Origin of the sequence: Pseudodesulfovibrio indicus (assembly GCF_001563225.1) — a bacterium.
GTDB classification, from domain to species: domain Bacteria; phylum Desulfobacterota; class Desulfovibrionia; order Desulfovibrionales; family Desulfovibrionaceae; genus Pseudodesulfovibrio; species Pseudodesulfovibrio indicus.
In genome coordinates this window covers 343,902-359,620 of the sequence record NZ_CP014206.1, presented here as the reverse complement: position 1 = coordinate 359,620, position 15,719 = coordinate 343,902, and the positions used below count along the sequence as shown (strand labels likewise).

At 65.6% G+C, this 15,719-nt stretch carries 14 protein-coding genes; 6 read left to right on the top strand and 8 right to left on the bottom strand.

Translation table 11 applies throughout. The features are described 5' to 3' along the window. Positions 1 to 116 precede the first annotated feature (116 nt). The 4 genes from AWY79_RS01735 (at position 117) to AWY79_RS01720 (ending at position 3,790) form a co-directional block, all read left to right on the top strand. Positions 117 to 1,103, top strand: coding sequence for a glycosyltransferase family protein (locus AWY79_RS01735; RefSeq protein WP_066799518.1), 987 nt, complete (start codon positions 117 to 119; stop codon positions 1,101 to 1,103). Between the two features lie 19 nt (positions 1,104 to 1,122). Then, entirely contained in the window at positions 1,123 to 1,941 is an 819-nt protein-coding gene (locus AWY79_RS01730) for a TatD family hydrolase (RefSeq protein WP_066799516.1), read from the top strand. Between the two features lie 120 nt (positions 1,942 to 2,061). After that, a complete protein-coding gene (locus AWY79_RS01725) occupies positions 2,062 to 2,868 on the top strand; it encodes a substrate-binding periplasmic protein (protein ID WP_078063563.1) in 807 nt (268 codons plus the stop codon). 145 nt (positions 2,869 to 3,013) lie between these two features. Continuing rightward, the gene (locus tag AWY79_RS01720; protein WP_233490975.1) at positions 3,014 to 3,790 is read left to right on the top strand and encodes a DMT family transporter; all 777 of its coding nucleotides are present in this window, start codon (positions 3,014 to 3,016) and stop codon (positions 3,788 to 3,790) included. Between the two features lie 10 nt (positions 3,791 to 3,800). Here AWY79_RS01720 and AWY79_RS01715 read toward each other — a convergent pair whose 3' ends face one another. The 8 genes from AWY79_RS01715 to AWY79_RS01680 form a co-directional block, all read right to left on the bottom strand. Then, complete coding sequence (locus tag AWY79_RS01715; RefSeq protein ID WP_066799511.1) at positions 3,801 to 4,157, bottom strand: PilZ domain-containing protein; 357 nt, start codon at positions 4,155 to 4,157, stop codon at positions 3,801 to 3,803. Between the two features lie 116 nt (positions 4,158 to 4,273). Then, positions 4,274 to 5,257 carry a class II fructose-bisphosphatase gene (glpX, locus tag AWY79_RS01710; protein ID WP_066799509.1) on the bottom strand — a complete coding sequence of 328 codons (984 nt, stop codon included), beginning with the start codon at positions 5,255 to 5,257 and terminating at the stop codon, positions 4,274 to 4,276. Between the two features lie 9 nt (positions 5,258 to 5,266). Continuing rightward, positions 5,267 to 7,228, bottom strand: coding sequence for a transketolase (gene tkt / locus AWY79_RS01705; protein ID WP_066799507.1), 1,962 nt, complete (start codon positions 7,226 to 7,228; stop codon positions 5,267 to 5,269). A 25-nt stretch (positions 7,229 to 7,253) separates the two neighbouring features. Next, on the bottom strand, positions 7,254 to 7,694 hold the full coding sequence (gene rpiB / locus AWY79_RS01700) for a ribose 5-phosphate isomerase B (protein ID WP_066799505.1): 441 nt from the start codon (positions 7,692 to 7,694) through the stop codon (positions 7,254 to 7,256). Then, positions 7,691 to 8,026 carry a hypothetical protein gene (locus tag AWY79_RS01695; RefSeq protein ID WP_066799503.1) on the bottom strand — a complete coding sequence of 112 codons (336 nt, stop codon included), beginning with the start codon at positions 8,024 to 8,026 and terminating at the stop codon, positions 7,691 to 7,693. Before AWY79_RS01695 ends, rpiB begins: the two co-directional genes overlap by 4 nt. Further along, positions 8,023 to 8,871, bottom strand: coding sequence for a hypothetical protein (locus AWY79_RS01690; RefSeq protein WP_066799501.1), 849 nt, complete (start codon positions 8,869 to 8,871; stop codon positions 8,023 to 8,025). The genes AWY79_RS01695 and AWY79_RS01690 overlap by 4 nt, the downstream gene beginning before the upstream one ends. A gap of 14 nt (positions 8,872 to 8,885) precedes the next feature. Next, positions 8,886 to 10,604 (bottom strand): tetratricopeptide repeat protein, encoded by a 1,719-nt coding sequence (locus tag AWY79_RS01685; protein WP_233490974.1) that lies wholly within the window; start codon positions 10,602 to 10,604, stop codon positions 8,886 to 8,888. A gap of 66 nt (positions 10,605 to 10,670) precedes the next feature. Beyond that, positions 10,671 to 11,780: a sigma-70 family RNA polymerase sigma factor gene (locus AWY79_RS01680; protein ID WP_066799497.1), complete on the bottom strand. Its 1,110-nt coding sequence runs from the start codon at positions 11,778 to 11,780 to the stop codon at positions 10,671 to 10,673. A gap of 276 nt (positions 11,781 to 12,056) precedes the next feature. Between AWY79_RS01680 and AWY79_RS01675 the strand changes: the two genes are divergently transcribed. Beyond that, positions 12,057 to 14,468 (top strand): homocysteine S-methyltransferase family protein, encoded by a 2,412-nt coding sequence (locus tag AWY79_RS01675; RefSeq protein ID WP_066799495.1) that lies wholly within the window; start codon positions 12,057 to 12,059, stop codon positions 14,466 to 14,468. Between the two features lie 713 nt (positions 14,469 to 15,181). Next, positions 15,182 to 15,718 (top strand): TlpA family protein disulfide reductase, encoded by a 537-nt coding sequence (locus AWY79_RS01670; protein WP_066799490.1) that lies wholly within the window; start codon positions 15,182 to 15,184, stop codon positions 15,716 to 15,718. Position 15,719 lies beyond the last annotated feature (1 nt).

The window sequence follows — 15,719 nt, the reverse complement described above, 5'->3', positions numbered from 1 at the left end:
CAGCCAGCACGTAAGATGGAACTCCTTCCCTCCACTGCGGGGCGGGCCTCCCTTGCACACCCGCCCCGCAGCCTCTCCTTGCCAAACATGCCGGTTTGTGGTTCACAGAAAAGACCATGAAAACGTTCATCTTCTTGCCGCCGGTCTCCAAGCCGACCGGTGGCGTCACCGTGTTGCGGCAGTTGGCCGACATCCTCCACCAGGCGGGGCGGGAAACCTTTCTCGTGGCCAGGGACAAGGGCGGCTGGCGGCCTGCCGGCCTGGCCGATGCCGCGCCGGTCATCGAGTGGCAGGACCTTCGACTGACCGGGGCCGACCTCTGGCTGGTGCCCGAAGGGTGGGTAAACGCCCTGTCGCCCGGCCTGTACGCCGGGTCGCAGTGTCTGAGCTACGTCCAGAACTGGGCCTATCTCTTTTCCTCCATGCCCGATGGCGTGGACTGGCACAGCCTGCCCGTAGAGTTTCTGGCCGTGTCCGATCCCGTGGCCCGGTTCATCAAGGAATCCACCTGTAAGGACGCGCCCGTGCTGCGGCCCGGCATCGACCGGACCATCTTTCACGCCCCGGCCGCCAAACCGCGCGGCAAGGTCAACGTGGCCTACATGCCGCGCAAGAACAAGGCACTGGCCGAGCAGATCAGGGCCATCTTCGACCACCGCTGCGGCGGGTGCGAGGTCAACTGGCTGCCCATCGAAGGGCTGGACGCTCACGGAGTGGCCGAGGTCCTGCGCTCCGCGCACATCTTCCTGGTCACCGGGTTTCCGGAAGGGTGTCCTTTGCCGCCCCTGGAGGCCATGGGGTGCGGCTGCCTGCCCGTGGGGTTCACCGGCTTCGGCGGCTGGGACTACATGCGGTCCATGCGGTCGACCCCCCGCTTTACGCCGTGGGTTCCCCTGCGCGAGGTTCCCTGGTCCGGCAACGGCATGTGGTGCGCCGACGGCGACGTGCTGGACGCGGCCATGAGCCTGGGCGAGGCCGTGGACCTGTTCAACTCGAACGACCCGAGCCTGGACGAAGCGCTGGCCGCCGGCCAGGCCACGGCGGACGCCTATTCCCTGGAGGAGCAGCGGCTGGCCGTGCTCGCCCTCTGGGATTCCCTGTAAGCCAGGAACATCCGCGACCATGTCCAAGAGCAAACGACCCGAACCCGAATCCCTGGAATTGCCGCCTGTCGGCGTTGATTCCCACGCCCACCTCGACCTCGACGACTTCGACGAGGACCGCGAGACGATCATAGGCCGCGCCAGGGCCTCCGGCGTGGGCCACATCGTCAACGTCTTTCTCGGCCCCGAGGCCTACGAGCGGGGGCGTGCCCTGTTCGATTCCCACCCTGAGATATCCTTCATCATGGGCGTTCATCCCAACGACGCGGACCAGCTTGATGACGCGGCAGTAGGCCGCATGCGCGAGCAGTTCAAGGCCGACCCGCGCCTCAAGGGCGTGGGCGAGATCGGCCTGGACTATTACTGGGAGCGCGTGGACCACGACGTGCAGCAGGCAGCTTTCGTCCGCCAGCTCCACCTGGCCCGCGAGCTGGCCCTGCCGGTGATCATCCACTCCCGCGACGCCAACGACGACGCCGTGGAGATCCTGGAGGCCGAGGGGTTCCGGGACTATCCGGTGCTCTGGCACTGCTTCGGCGCGGGCATCGAGCTGGCCGAGCGGCTGGTGGCCAACGGCTGGCACATATCCATCCCCGGACCAGTGACTTTCCGAAAGAATTCCGACGACCTCCAGGCGGCGGTGGCGCGCATCCCCTTCGAGCGACTGCTGCTGGAGACCGACTGCCCCTACCTCGCGCCCGAGCCCTGGCGGGGGAAGCGCAACCACCCGGCGCTCAGCGTGTTCACCGCCCGGCGCGTGGCCCAGATCAAGGGCCGTCCCCTGGAGGACGTGTGGCGCACGGCGGGCGACAACGCGCGGCGCTTCTTCTCCCTGTAGGGTCCTTGCGCGGGCGGCATGGCCGCCAAGACGGGAAATGCCGAATATTGATTTTTCTATTCTCTTGAAAAATGATAGGTGTTGCCGAGGCGGAATCATCCAGTAACGAGGAAAGTCGGCATGACCTTGGGATCGAGCGGGCGCGGGATCGCCGCGCCATTCAGACTCCCCTTCCTTCTGGCGTTGGCCCTGTGCGCGTTGGCGCTTCCGGGGGCGTGTCTTGCCGCGCCCCCAGACCTGCGCCCGCAGATGGTCTTTTCCTCCTTTTCCAGCAACGGCATGAGCGAGCTCTTCGGCCGCATCTTGAGTGAGGCCTATACCGAGTTGGGATACGAGGTCGTCATCTGGAGACTGCCTCCCGAGCGTGCCCTGATCATGGCCAACGAGGGCTTTGTGGACGGTGAGGCGGCGCGCGTGGCGGTGATCGAAAAGGACTACCCGAATTTGATCCGCGTCCCCACGCCGCTCTACTTCAACCGCATTGCGGTCTTTACCAAGCGGTCGGACTATGACCCGGAGTCGGGTTTCCGAGGCATGGGCGACCGCCCGGTATGCATCTGCAACGGTTACAAATTCCTGGAAAAGGCCACCACGGGCATGGACCGGCACACGGTCGCCTCCTACGAGAACATGCTGGCCCTGCTGCAAAACGATCGCGTTGAATTCGGTCTGGCCGAGTATTTCGACATCCTGCCCACCCTGGCCAAGGTCAAGCTGGAGGGGATCAGGATTCTGGACAAGCCGCTGGCGGTCAACCCCATGTACCATTACCTGAACCGGAAACATGCGGACCTCGTCCCTGCCGTGAACCGCGTGCTGAGCCGGATGGCCGACGAGGGGAGGATGGAGGAAATCGCCCATTCGATGATGCACGAGTTCCTCGGCGAAAGCCTCTCGCCCTGCCCCATGCTGGAGGCCCACAACTAGCTGATTCCGCTTGACTCGGAGACCGAAAGGCATAGTCTCCGCCCATGGACATCCTGACCCCCGGCATGCGTTTCATGCTGTTCGGCACCTTCTTTTTTCCATCGGCTCCCTGTTCGTGAAGCTCGCCGGAACCCGTCTGCCCGCAATGGAAATTCTCTTCGTGCGGGGCGTCATCGGGCTGGTCATGTGCTGGGTCATGCTGCGCGGTTCCGGGCGGGACATGTTCGGCAAGCGCAAGCTGCTGCTGGCCGCGCGCGGGCTGCTGGGGTTCGGGGCCATGTTTGCGGATTTCTACACCATCGTGCACCTGCCCCTGGCTGACGCATTGGTGCTCATCTTCTCCCACCCCATCACCGTGGCCCTGCTGGCCTGGCTGATCATGGGCGAGACCCTGTCCAAGGGCGCGATGCTGGCCATCGTCACCTCCCTGGCCGGGGTGACCCTGGTGTGCAGGCCGGGCTTCCTGTTCGGACTGGGCGGCCCGGAGCTGGACCCCATGGGGCTGCTCGCGGCCATGGTCAGCGTGTTCCTGACCTCCTGGGCGATTCTGGCCGTGCGCGTGCTGGCCAAGACCGAGCGCCCGGCCGTGGTCATGCTCTATCCGCCCATCGCCATATCCCTGCTCTCGCCGCTCTTCGCCGAGGGCTGGGTCATGCCGACCCCGGCCGAGTGGGGCGTGCTGGTGGGCGTGGGGCTGTTCATGAACGCGGGCCAGTTCTTCATGACCAAGGGATACGCCATCGAGTCCGCGGCGCGCATCAGCGGCGTCTCCACGCTGGAGATCGTGTTCGCGGCCATGTGGGGCCTGATGTTTTTGGGGGAAGTCCCCGACGCCTGGACCATCGGGGGCGGTTCGCTCATCGTGCTGGGCATCCTGGCCCTGGGCCGCAGCGCCCGCAGAGAGCGGCTGGCCCAGGCGTGACGCCGGTCGATCAGAACTTCTCGAAAATCCGCATCAATTCCTCATCGACCTCTTCGGGATCGTCGGCGTTCAGCGTCACCAGCCGGTGCAGGAAGGTGAAGCTCAACTCGTCCATCTCCTTGAACGACATGGCGGCATAGTCGCCCTTGATGCGCACGATCTCGCCGGTGACAACGATGCGCACGCCCGGCGACAGCGGCAGGTGCAGCTCGCAGGTGATCCCGCTCTGACAGTCCTCGCATCCGGACAGGAGCGCGCCCTTGAGGCTCAGGTTGCGGGTGGCCACCGGGGTGACCACGTCGTCTATGGTCACATAGGCCTCGAAGTCGGCGGAAACTCTGGTGCCGCGTCGCTGATCGCTGGTCATGGCGCAATCCTCCTTACTTTGTTCCTACCACATTCCACGGGCGGCTCAAAGAAAAGAAAACGGGCCGGGACGCTTTCGCGACCCGGCCCGGTGCATTTTCATCAATCGGTGACGGCCTAGTCGTATTCCACGGCGCTGAAGCGCATCAGGGTATCCCAGTTGTGGATGGCCTCCACGTAGCGGATGGTCCCGGTCTTGCCGCGCATGACCAGGGAGGAGGTCTCCGCGCCGTGGCCGTGGTAGGTCACGCCCTTCAGGAAGGTGCCGCCGGAGATGCCGGTGGCCGCGAAGAACAGGTCGTCGGACTTGACCAGGTCGGCCACGGTGAGCACCCGGCGGATGTCCATGCCGAACTCGGCCAGGGCGTTCTTTTCCTTCTGCTTCTGGGGGTCGAGCTTGGCGAACATCTCGCCGCCCATGATCCGGATGGCGATGGCCGAGAGCACGCCCTCGGGGGTGCCGCCGGTACCCATCATGACGTCCACCTCGCAGCGCGGGTCAATGGCCATGAGCGAGCCGGTGATGTCGCCGTCGGTATGCAGCTGGATGCGCGCGCCCGCCTCGCGGATCTCGGAGATGAGCTTTTTGTGGCGCGGCTTGTCCAGGACGAAGACCACCAGGTCGTCCACGTCCTTGTCCAGGGCGCGGGCGATGAGTTTCAGGTTGTGGCCGGTGGGGGCTTCGATGTCCACCACGTCCTTGGCGTTGGCCGGGACCACGAGTTTCTGCATGTAGTAGCTCGGGCCCGGGTCGAACATGGCCCCGGCGGGGCAGACGCCGACCACGGAGATGGCGTTGGGGCGGCCGTTGGCCAGCAGGTTGGTGCCCTCCAGCGGGTCCACGGCGATGTCCACCTTGGGGCCGGAGCCCAGGCCGAGCTTTTCGCCGGCGTAGAGCATGGGGGCGTCGTCTTTCTCGCCTTCGCCAATCCTGATCTGCCCCTGGATTTCCAGGGTGTTGAAGCACAGCCGCATGGCGTCCACGGCGGCCTGGTCGGCGGAGATCTTGTCTCCCTTGCCGAGCCAGCGGGCGCAGGCCAGGGCGGCGGCTTCGGTCACTCGGACCAGGTCCAGTGCGAGGTTTTTCTGTGGGGCTTCCATTGGCAACTCCTAGTATTTCTCCCGGATCATCCGGGCGAAGTTCTCCGGCGTGAATCCGTACTTGTCGGACAGGACCTTGCCGGGCGCGCTGGCGCCGAAGTGGTCCACGCCGAGGATGACGCCGTTTATGCCGACATATTTGTGCCAGAGGGTCGTGCGTCCCGCCTCGGCGGCGGCCCGCGCTGTCACTTCGGGCGGCAATACTTCATTTTTATACGATTCGGGCTGATCGTCAAACAGTTTGGCCGACGGCATGGAGACCACGCGGACCTTGCGCTTGAACAGCTTGGCGGTCTCCAGGCACAGGGAGACCTCGGAACCGGAACCCACCAGGATCAGGTCCGGGGTGCCGTCGCAGTCCTTGATCACGTAGCCGCCCTTGCGCGGGCCGGTGAACAGGGACGGGTATTCGGCCGGGTCGAGGACCGGCAGTCCCTGGCGGGTCAGGAAGATGGTCGAGGGCATCTTCTCCTGGGTCAGGGCGATGTCCAGGCAGACCTTGGTTTCGTTGGCGTCCGCCGGGCGCAGGTCGATGAGGTCCGGGATGAGCCTGAGCGAGCTGACGTGCTCGATGGGCTGGTGGGTGGGGCCGTCCTCGCCGACCCAGAAGGAGTCGTGGGTGAAGACGTAGAGCACCGGCAGCTCCTGGAGCGCGGACATGCGGATGGCGTTGCGGCAGTAGTCGGCAAAGGTCAGGAAGGTGGCCCCGAAGGGGAGCAGGCCGCCGTGCAGCTGCATGCCGTTCATGATCGCCGCCATGGGGAACTCGCGCACGCCGAAGGCCAGGTTGCGCGCGCCAAACCCGTCCACGGCGAAGTCGCCGTAGGTGGAGCGGAAGGTGGCGGTCTGGTTGGACGGGTCGAGGTCGGCGGAGCCGCCCACCAGGGTGGGCAGGGAGTCCATGACCGCGTTCAGGCATTTGCCCCAGGCCTGGCGGGTGGCCATGGTCTCGCCGGGGGTGAATTCGGGCCAGTCGATCTTCCGCTCGGACCGGGGCAGGGTCACGTGGCCCCACATCTCGGCAAAGGCGGCGTCCTTGAGCTTCTCGTCCACCATGGCCTGCCAGTCGGCGGCGTTCTTGCGCATGCCGTCGAACCGCGAGCGGTAGGCGGCGACCACGTCCTCGGGGACGTAGAAGTCCTCGGCGGGCAGGCCGAGCTTCTTCTTGGTGGCCGCGATCTCGTCCGCCTTGAGCGGCTCGCCGTGGGTCTTGTGGCTGCCCTCCATGGAGGCGCAACCCTTGGCCATGACGGTGTGGCCGATGATCAGGGTCGGCTTGCCGGTCTCGAGTTGCGCGTCGGTGATCGCCTTGCGGATCTCGTCGTGGTTGTGGCCGTCCACCTCGATGACCTGCCAGCACAGCCCCTCGAACACCTTGCGGTGGTCGGTGCAGTCCGCCTTGCAGGTCGGACCGGCCAGCTGGATCTGGTTGGAATCGTAGTAGACGATCAGTTTGCCAAGGTTCCACAGCCCGGCCAGGGAGGCCGCGCCGAGCGCGATGGGCTCCTGCAGGTCGCCGTCCGAGGCGAGTGCGTAGGTGTAGTGGTCCATGACGTCCGCGCCGAGCTTGTCGCGCAGGTACGCCTCGGCCGAGGCAAAGCCCACGGACATGGCGAAGCCCTGGCCCAGGGGGCCGGTGGTGGCCTCCACGCCCGGGGTCAGGTGGACCTCCGGGTGGCCCGGGGTCAGGGACCCGAACTGGCGGAAATTCTTGATGTCGTCAATGGAGATGAAGCCGTTGAGGTGCAACAGGCTGTAGAGAAGCATGGACTCGTGCCCGGCCGAGAGGATGAACCGGTCGCGGTTGAACCACTGCGGGTCGTCCGGGTTGAAATTCAGGAACTCGGAGAAGAGGATGGTGGCGTAGTCCGACGAGGACATGGCCCCGCCCGGATGCCCGGAGTTGGCCTTGGCCACGCCGTCCATGATCAGCCCCTTGACCACGGCGATGGTCTTGTCCGTCTGTGTCATGTGTCTATACCCTTGGTTGCTGAGGTTATTTGGAGACGGTGTCGATCAGGTCGATGCGCCGCTGGTGCCGGTCGCCCTCGAACTGCGTTTCGAGGAACACCTTGAGGATGTCCAGGGCCACTCCCTGGCCGGTGACGCGCTCGCCCATGCACAGGCAGCGGGCGTCGTTGTGTCCGCGGGCCATGCGGGCCATGAATTCGTTGGTGCACAGGGCCGCCCGGACGCCCATGCGGTTGGCGGTCATGGTCATGCCCTGGCCCGTGCCGCAGATGAGCACGCCGAGCTTGGCGGGGTCGTCCTTGAGCCGTTCGCAGACCTTGGCCGCGTAGACCGGGTAGTCGCAGGAGTCGAGGCAGTCCGGCCCCTGGTCCTCCACGGTATAGCCCCAGTCGGTCAGGGCCTTGATGCACACCTTCTTGAGATTGTAGCCCCCGTGATCGGAGCCGATGACGATGGTCTTGCTCACTGTTCCTCCCCTTGAGATTGAGCGGGGTCCTGGCCCCGTACGCGGCGCATGCGCGCCTCCCGGTCGTTGGCCAGCTCTTCCTTGAGATGGGCGATCTCCTCCCTGAGGAAGGCGATCTGCTTCAGGCAGAGTTCCTTTTCCTCCATCCGGCCCCTGGGGGCCTCCGCGATGCGGCCGAGGATGCCATATTCCCGATCGAGTTCTTTTTCAAGCCTGCCGATCTCGAACCGCCCGGCCAGGGACCGGGTCAGCCACTTGACTTCGGCGAGCCAGGTCTTCAGGCCGAGGACGACCACGTCCATGACCGTTTCGTCGCGGGACTGCGTGCTCATTGCTTTTCCTCGTATACCACGGGGATCTCCCCGGTTTTTTCATCCACGTAGCCGTTGTCCAGGCGGATGGGGGTGACGTCCTCCGGAAGCGCGAGCTCCAGGGATTGCGCGGGCCAGGGGGCCAGCATAAGCTCCAGGGACTTTATGTGCAAGACGCCCTGTTCCCCGTTGTCCAGGGCCAGGGTCAGCTTGTCGGGCAGGGGCGGGACGCCGTTCACCGCGTCCTCGTAACGGTCCATGTCGAAGGTCCAGCCGGTCAAGGCCCGGGTTGTTCCCTCGAACCGCACAGGGCGGCCCCAGCGGTCCAGGACGATGCGCGAGACCGGCCCGCCCTTGAGCGTGAAGGCGAAGTTTTCGCCCGCCTGTCCGGCCTCGGCGTAGCGCCGGGGGGCCAGGCCCGAGAAGTCGCCCGCCAGGGCGGAGGCCAGCACGGACAGGGAAAAGGGGAAGGGCATGCCGAGCCGGGTGGCGCCGAGCACCGCGTTCTTGTGGGCGTAGGCCTTGTTGTCCTCGGGATAGAAGACCAGCAGCCCCTTCTTGTCCTCGCGGATGTGGGCCAGGAGCCGGCCTATGGAGGCGGACACGTCGAGCCGCATGGGCCCGTTGAAGTCGCCCCACAGGGAGACCAGGGTGCGGTTGGTGCGCCGGGCGGGTTTGGTGCGCGAATACTGGAGCGAGGCCTTGACGCGCACGCCCTTGCCGTCCGGGCGGTCGCAATAGTTCTGCCGGAAGGCGGTCCAGGCGTCCCGGGGCGTGGTCAGCACGGTGTCGGGCGGAATCCTGGTGGCGCAGCCGGAGAGGACGGCCAGGAGCAGGGCGGCCGCCATTGCCGCCAGTGCAGGCATCGGTCTGCGGCGGCTCATAACTGCTTCAGCTTCTCCCGGACCTCGTCAGCCTGCGGGGATTGGAACTTCAGGGAGAAGTTGTACCCCTTGCGGGCCTCCTTGACCTTGCCCAGGGCGGCGGCGATGTCGCCGTAGTGCTCCCAGATGGTCGGGTCCTTTTCGACCACGTCCACGGCGTAGCGGATGTACTCCCACGCCTTGGCCAGGTCGTTCTTCTTGAAGTGGACCCAGGCCACGGAGTCGAGGATGTAGCCGTTCTCCGGGTCCAGGGCCGAGGCCTTGGTGACCAGGACCAGGGCGCGGTCCAGCTCTCGGTTCTCCTCGGCCAGGGTGTAGCCCACGTAGTTGAGCGCGTTGGCGTGGTCCGGATGGGCGCGGATGACCGTCTCCATCAGGGCCAGCCCCTCGGGGCGGCGGCCCAGGGCCTCGTAGACCATGGCCAGCTCGTAGGTCAGCTCCGGATCGTTGGGCAGCCGCGCCAGTCCCTGCCTGAGCGAGAGCTCGGCCCCGGACAGGTCGCCCGTCTGCTTCAGCAGTCCGGCCTCCAGGATGTAGAAGATGGAGGCGTCGGGGTAGAGCCGCTTGCCCTCGGCCGCCATGGCCAGGGCCTCGGCGTCCTTGCCCTGGGCGGCCAGGAGCTGCGCCTTGAAGCGCAGGGCGTGGGGATAGAGGCGGTCGGTCTTGTCCACCTGGTCGAGGAAGCCCATGGCCTTGGCCGGGTCATTCTCGCCCTCGTCGGCGATGACCGCCTTGTAGAAATAGTATTCCGCGGGCACCGCACCGCCGGAGGTCAGCATGTCGAGGACCGTTGACCCCTGGGCGAAGAACCCGTCGTTGATGAACATGAGCACCGCGTCGAGGATGAAGGACTTGGTGGGCGGCCCGGACAGGGCCAGGTCAAGCGCCTTGCCGGGGTCGTTCAGCTTCAGGTTCAGGTTGATGAGCCGCAGCCGCGCCTCGGGGAAGGATTCGCTCTGGTCCAGGATGGTGGAGTAGATCTCCTCTGCGGCCACGTAGTCCTTGGCCAGCTCGTACTGGTAGGCCAGCTCGACCATGGCCTCGGTGTACTCCGGGTCGATGGCCACGGCCTTCTTGAGGTTGGCGATGGCCGCCTTGCGCATGCCCAGGTTGCCCTGGACCCTGCCCATGGCATAGAGGGCGTCGGCGGTTCGGTCCTTCTCCGGGATCTGCTTGAGCACGTCCAGGGCCTCGGCGTCCCGGCCAGCGTCCATGAGCATCTGGCCCAGCCGCTCGCGGGCCTCAAGGTCGTCCTGGTGGCGGTCCAGGTAGTTGTCCATGACCGAGATGGCGTCGTCCACCCGGTTGTCGGCCACGTAGGAATTGGCCAGGTACACGGTCAGCATGCGGTTGTCCGGGAACCGCTCCAGCCCCTCCTTGAGGGCGTTCCGGGACTGCCCGGTGCCGTCGGGGTGGTTCCAGAACATGGCCGCCTTGTCCGCATAGAGCTGCGGGGAGGGCGCGGCCGCGATGACGCGGTCCAGGGCCTCCACCGCGCGGGCGTGGAGATCGTTGACCTGCTCCACGGTCAGCTTGCTGCTCTCGCCCTCCTGGATGTGGCGCTGCAACTGGTGGATGAGATCCTGGTAGACCAGGTAGTCGTAGTCCAGCCGGGCCGTTTCGGTCATGGGCGACGCGGGCGGCAGCTCGGGAGTGCCGGTCCGGGCGGCGCAGCCGGTCATGGCGAAGAGCGCCAGCAGCGCGAGAACCGCCAAGGCGGTGTGAGTTTCAACCCTTGAGAAATGTTTCATCCGTTCGTCCCGATGACGTTTCGCAGCCGTTTATTCCTGTTCCAGAACCCAGTCCTTGGAGAAATCCTTGACCCTGTCGGTCAGGTGATCGCGGATCTTGGACAGCAGCCGGGCCTCGATCTGGCGCACGCGCTCCCTGGTGACGCCGTACTCCTCGCCGATTTCGCGCAGGGTCACGGGGTCGTCGGACAGCAGCCGCTGGTCGAGGATGGCCAGTTCCTTGTCGTTCAGCAAGGGGCGGATCTCCCGGATGTTGTCCAGCAGCAGGTCCACGATCTGGCCGTTGGCGATGGATTCCTCCACGCCGGGGGCCAGCGACGGCAGGAAGTCCATCCTGGTGGCGTCGGAGTCCTCGCCCAGCGGGGTGTTCAGCGACATGTCGTTCTTGGACAGCCGCTGGTCCATCTCGTCGATCTCGGCCTCGGTCACGCCGAGCCGCTCGCTCAGCACCTCGGTGGACGGGTCGAAACCCATGGTCTGGAGGCGCTGCCGCTCCTTGTTCAGATTGTAAAAGAGCTTCCGCTGGGTCTGGGTGGTGCCTATCTTGACCATCCGCCAGTTGTCCATGATGTACTTCAGGATGTACGCCTTGATCCAGAACGCCGCGTAGTAGGAGAACTTGATTCCCTTCTCGGGGTCGAACTTGGTCACGGCCTTGAGCAGGCCGACGTTGCCTTCCTGGATGAGGTCGAGTCCGTTCTGCATCCAGCGGCGCTGAAAGTCCATGGCGATCTTGACCACCAGCCGGAGGTGCGAGGACACCAGCTTGAAGGCCGCGTCCTGGTCGTTCTCCTCCTGCACCCGCTTGGCCAGCGCGTACTCCTCTTCGGGTTCGAGCATGGGGAAGCGGGCGATCTCCTTGAGATAGAGCTGGAGCGGGTCCCTAACCCGCACCGCCTTGGACGAGGGCGTGCTCAGGGCCGGAAGCTTGTCCTCCAGCCCGCGTGCCTTGGCCGGAATCCGCGGCGCGTCGTCCTCGGAGTCGTCGTCCGAAGAGCCGTCGAAAACGTCGCCGTCCAGGTCGTCGTCGGCAAAATCATCGTCGAAGTCAGTGTCGTCAAGATCCGTGTCCTCGAAGCCGTCCTCATCATTTTCGAGGATCTCCGGCTCGACCACGGTGGTCGTTTTTTCAGATGTCATTGTGTATGTGCGGATGCGGCGCTCGGGCGCCCGGTTCAATACTTAATATAATAGAGCAAGAAAGCCACACTATAGATTTTATTCGTGCTTATCAATAATTTTCGGGCAACCCCAACTTGTGCAAAACCGTGCGCCCATCCGCGGCGGCTCGCTTGCGGAGGGGGACAAAAGGCTTGATTTCCGGCAGAAGTCAAGCTATATTGAAATATCTTGATATACGAATACGACACGCGCCCGGCAAGCCCGTAAAAGGCGCGCGCCACAGGGAGGATACCAGTGCCCGATTTCAGGTCAATACTCGACGACGACAGAATATACTATTTCGACGGCGGCTACGGCACGCTGCTCCAGGGCAGGGGGTTGCCCGCCGGGCTGTCGCCCGAGCTGTGGGGGCTCAAGGCGCCCGACGTCATCCGGTCCGTGCACCGGGAATATCTGGAGGCCGGGGCGGACATCCTGACCACCAACACCTTCGGCGGCTCGCGGCCCAAGCTCGGCCTGGACGCCGACCCCTACGAGCTGAACAAGGCCATGACCGCCATTGCCCGCGAAGTGGCCGGGGACAAGGCCTTTGTCGCCGCCTCCATCGGGCCCACCGGGCATTTCGTCAAACCGCTGGGCGACATGACCTTCCGCGAGCTGGTGGACATCTACAAGGAGCAGATCCGCGGCTGCGTGGACGGCGGGGCCGACCTGATCCTGGGCGAGACCCATTTCGACCTGGCCGAGGCCAAGGCCGTGGTCGTCGCCGCGCGCATGGTCTGCGACCTGCCCGTGGCCGTCTCCATGACCTTCGAGGGCGCGGCCTCCCTGACCGGCACCTCGCCCCTGACCTTCGTGGACACCATGCAGAACATGGGCGTGGAGCTGATCGGCACCAACTGTTCCGCCGGGCCGGAGCAGATGCGCGACACCCTGCGCTCCTGGGCCTCCCGCCTGTCCACCCCGACCTTTGCCGAGGCCAACGCGGGGCTGCCGGAGCTGGACGAGAACGGCAACACCGCCTTCCGGCTGGCCCCCGAGTCCTTTGCCGAGCAGGCCGCGACCTTCGCGGAGCTCGGCGCGAAATTCATCGGCGGCTGCTGCGGCACCACCCCGGACCACATCCGCGCCCTGCGCGCCAAGGTCGGCGACGCGCGCTGGAACCGCCCCAACAAGACGGACAACGCCCAGCTGGTCCTGACCTCCCGCGCGGTCTCCGTGCCCGTGGGCTTCGACCACCCCGGCGTGATCATCGGCGAGCGCATCAACCCCACGGGCAAGAAACAGCTCACCGCCGAGCTGCAGGACTCGGTCTTCACCGAGGCCCAGCGGCTGGCCGCCGAACAGGTGGAGCTGGGCGCGCCGGTGCTCGACGTCAACGTGGGCGCGCCCCTGGTGGACGAGGTCGCGCTGCTGCCGGAGCTGATCACCTCCCTGCTGGGGCGGGTGACCACGCCGCTGTCCATCGACTCCAACGATCCGGCCGCGGTGGAGGCCGGGCTGTGGGCCTATCCCGGCTCGCCGCTGGTCAACTCCATCTCCGGCGAACCGGGCAAGATGGAGACCCTCGGCCCGCTGTGCAAACTGTTCGGCGCGCCGTTCATCCTGCTGCCCATCGTGGGCCGCAAGCTCCCGGTCACCGCCGCCGAGCGGTTGGAGGTCATCGAGGGACTGCTCAAGCAGGCGGACGAGCTGGGCATCCCGCGCCGCCTGATCATGGTCGACGCCCTGGCCCTGACCGTCTCGTCCAAGCCCGAGGCCGCCCGCCATTCCCTGGAAGTCATGCGCCAGTGCCGCGACCGCTGGGGGCTGCCCACTACCATCGGGCTGTCCAACATCTCCTTCGGCCTGCCCGCGCGCGAGCTGCTGAACTCCACCTTCCTCTCCCTGTCCATGGCGTCCGGGCTGTGTTCGTTCATCAGCAACCCCAACTCGGCGCGCATCCAGGAGACCCTGCACGCCGCCGAGGTCCTGCTGGGCCGCGACCCGCAGGCCGCCCGGTACATCGACAAGTTCTCCGGCTGGACCGGGGGCGGCGGGGTCCAGGCCGCGTCCACCCAGGCCGCGCCGTCCGGGACCGCGCCCATGCCGCCGGTGCAGGCCGCCGTGGTCAAGGGCGACAAGGACAACGTGGTCGGGCTGGTGGAGGCCGAGCTGGCCGGAGGCATGTCCGCCATGGAGATCGTCAACGACCTGCTCATCCCCGGCATCCTGGTGGTGGGCGACAAGTACGAGACCAAGGAATACTTCCTGCCCCAGCTGCTGCAGTCCGCCGAGACCATGCAGACCGCCTTCGCGCGGCTCAAGCCGCTGCTGGAGGAGGACGGCGCGGCCGGAAACCGGCCCGTGGTGGTTATGGCCACCGTGGAGGGCGACATCCACGACATCGGCAAGAACATCGTCTGCCTGATGCTCAAGAACTACGGGTTCGAGGTGGTGGACCTGGGCAAGGACGTGCCTGCCGCGAAGATCGTGGACGCCGCCGCCGAGCACAACGCCTCGGTCATCGGCCTGTCCGCGCTCATGACCACGACCATGGTCCGCATGGAGGACACCGTGCGGCTGGTGGCCGAACGCGGGCTGCCCGCCAAGGTCATCATCGGCGGGGCCGTGGTCACCGAAAAGTTCTGCAACGCCATCGGCGCGCACGGCTGGTCCACGGACGCCGTGGCCGCGGTCAAGCTCGCCCAGCGTCTGACGCAGTAAAAAACCGGGGGACGGGGAGGGAGCCCTTCCACTGGATGCTCCTTCCCCGTCCCCCGGATTCTCTCTTCCTTCCCGAACTATTCCCGCAGGGTCCCCCCCGTTCACCGGATCGTCGAGACAGTCCCCGTACCAGTCCGGGTCGCCGCCTTTCTCCCCGATGGGGTCGGGCGCGGTCTATCTGCCGGTCTTGACGTCGTAGTGATTCGGGCCGTCCATGGCCTTCACCCCTTCGGGGCGTTGCGGAAAGACCGCAACGTCATCGCTGCTGTCGTTGGCTCTAAGACCCAGGGGACTCGGCCTAAGAGCTAATGCCAAATCCGCTGTCCTGCGGATTTGTCCCGCCAGCCGAAGCGGACGAAATCGAGCCACTGGGATGCCTCCGGCGGCCAGGGGGGAAATCGCTTGAGAGAGGTTTCCCCCCTGGCCCCCCCCCAGATCTTTTTGGGTGCCTTCGGCGGGTCCGTGCGGACGCGGTTTGACATGGGAGCGGGTTGCCCCTTTCCGGCACGACGCATGACTTGCCCTTGCTTTGGTTTTCTCCAACACCCCGGTTTGTCGAGGAATGTCGCCTGAAAGCGGGCGACAGGCATGAAAAATCAACTTGACAGGAAGGCGGAATTGACCGCTTTTGGAGGCCGCCGCCGGTTCCGGCGACTTTTATTTGCCGGGCAAGTCTGCTATTCTGCCCGAAACTCGTCCAAGAGGTATGTATTATGATAAAAATGTGGCGCATTTTCGCCCTGGCGATATTCGTTCTGGTCATGGGGGCCTGTTCCGGCGAGTCCGGGACCGCGCCCGAAAAGTCCGGGGCCGCTTCCGCCGAAACCTCGGCCGCCCCGTCCCACGCCCCTGCGCAGGACGGTATCCCGTTCCTCGACGAGGCCGGGCTGGACAAATACCTGAAGGATAATGCGGGCCGTCCGACCATGCTCTTTTTCTGGGCCACCTGGTGCCCCTCCTGCAAGCAGGAGATTCCCGAGCTGGTCGCCCTCCAGGAGAGCCACGGCGACAAGGTGAACATCATCGCCCTGTCCGTGGACGAGAACCGCGAGGCCCTGGAGAAGTACCTGGAGAAGAAGCCCATGGACCTGCCCGTGTACTGGGGCGACCAGAACCTGGCGCGCAAGTTCCGGGTGGAGGCCATCCCCACCCTGGTCATCTTCGACAAGACCGGAAAGCAGATCTTCGGCCAGGCCGGGGTCTACCCCCACTCCATGCTCGGCGCCATGGCCGACAAACTGAACCAGTAGC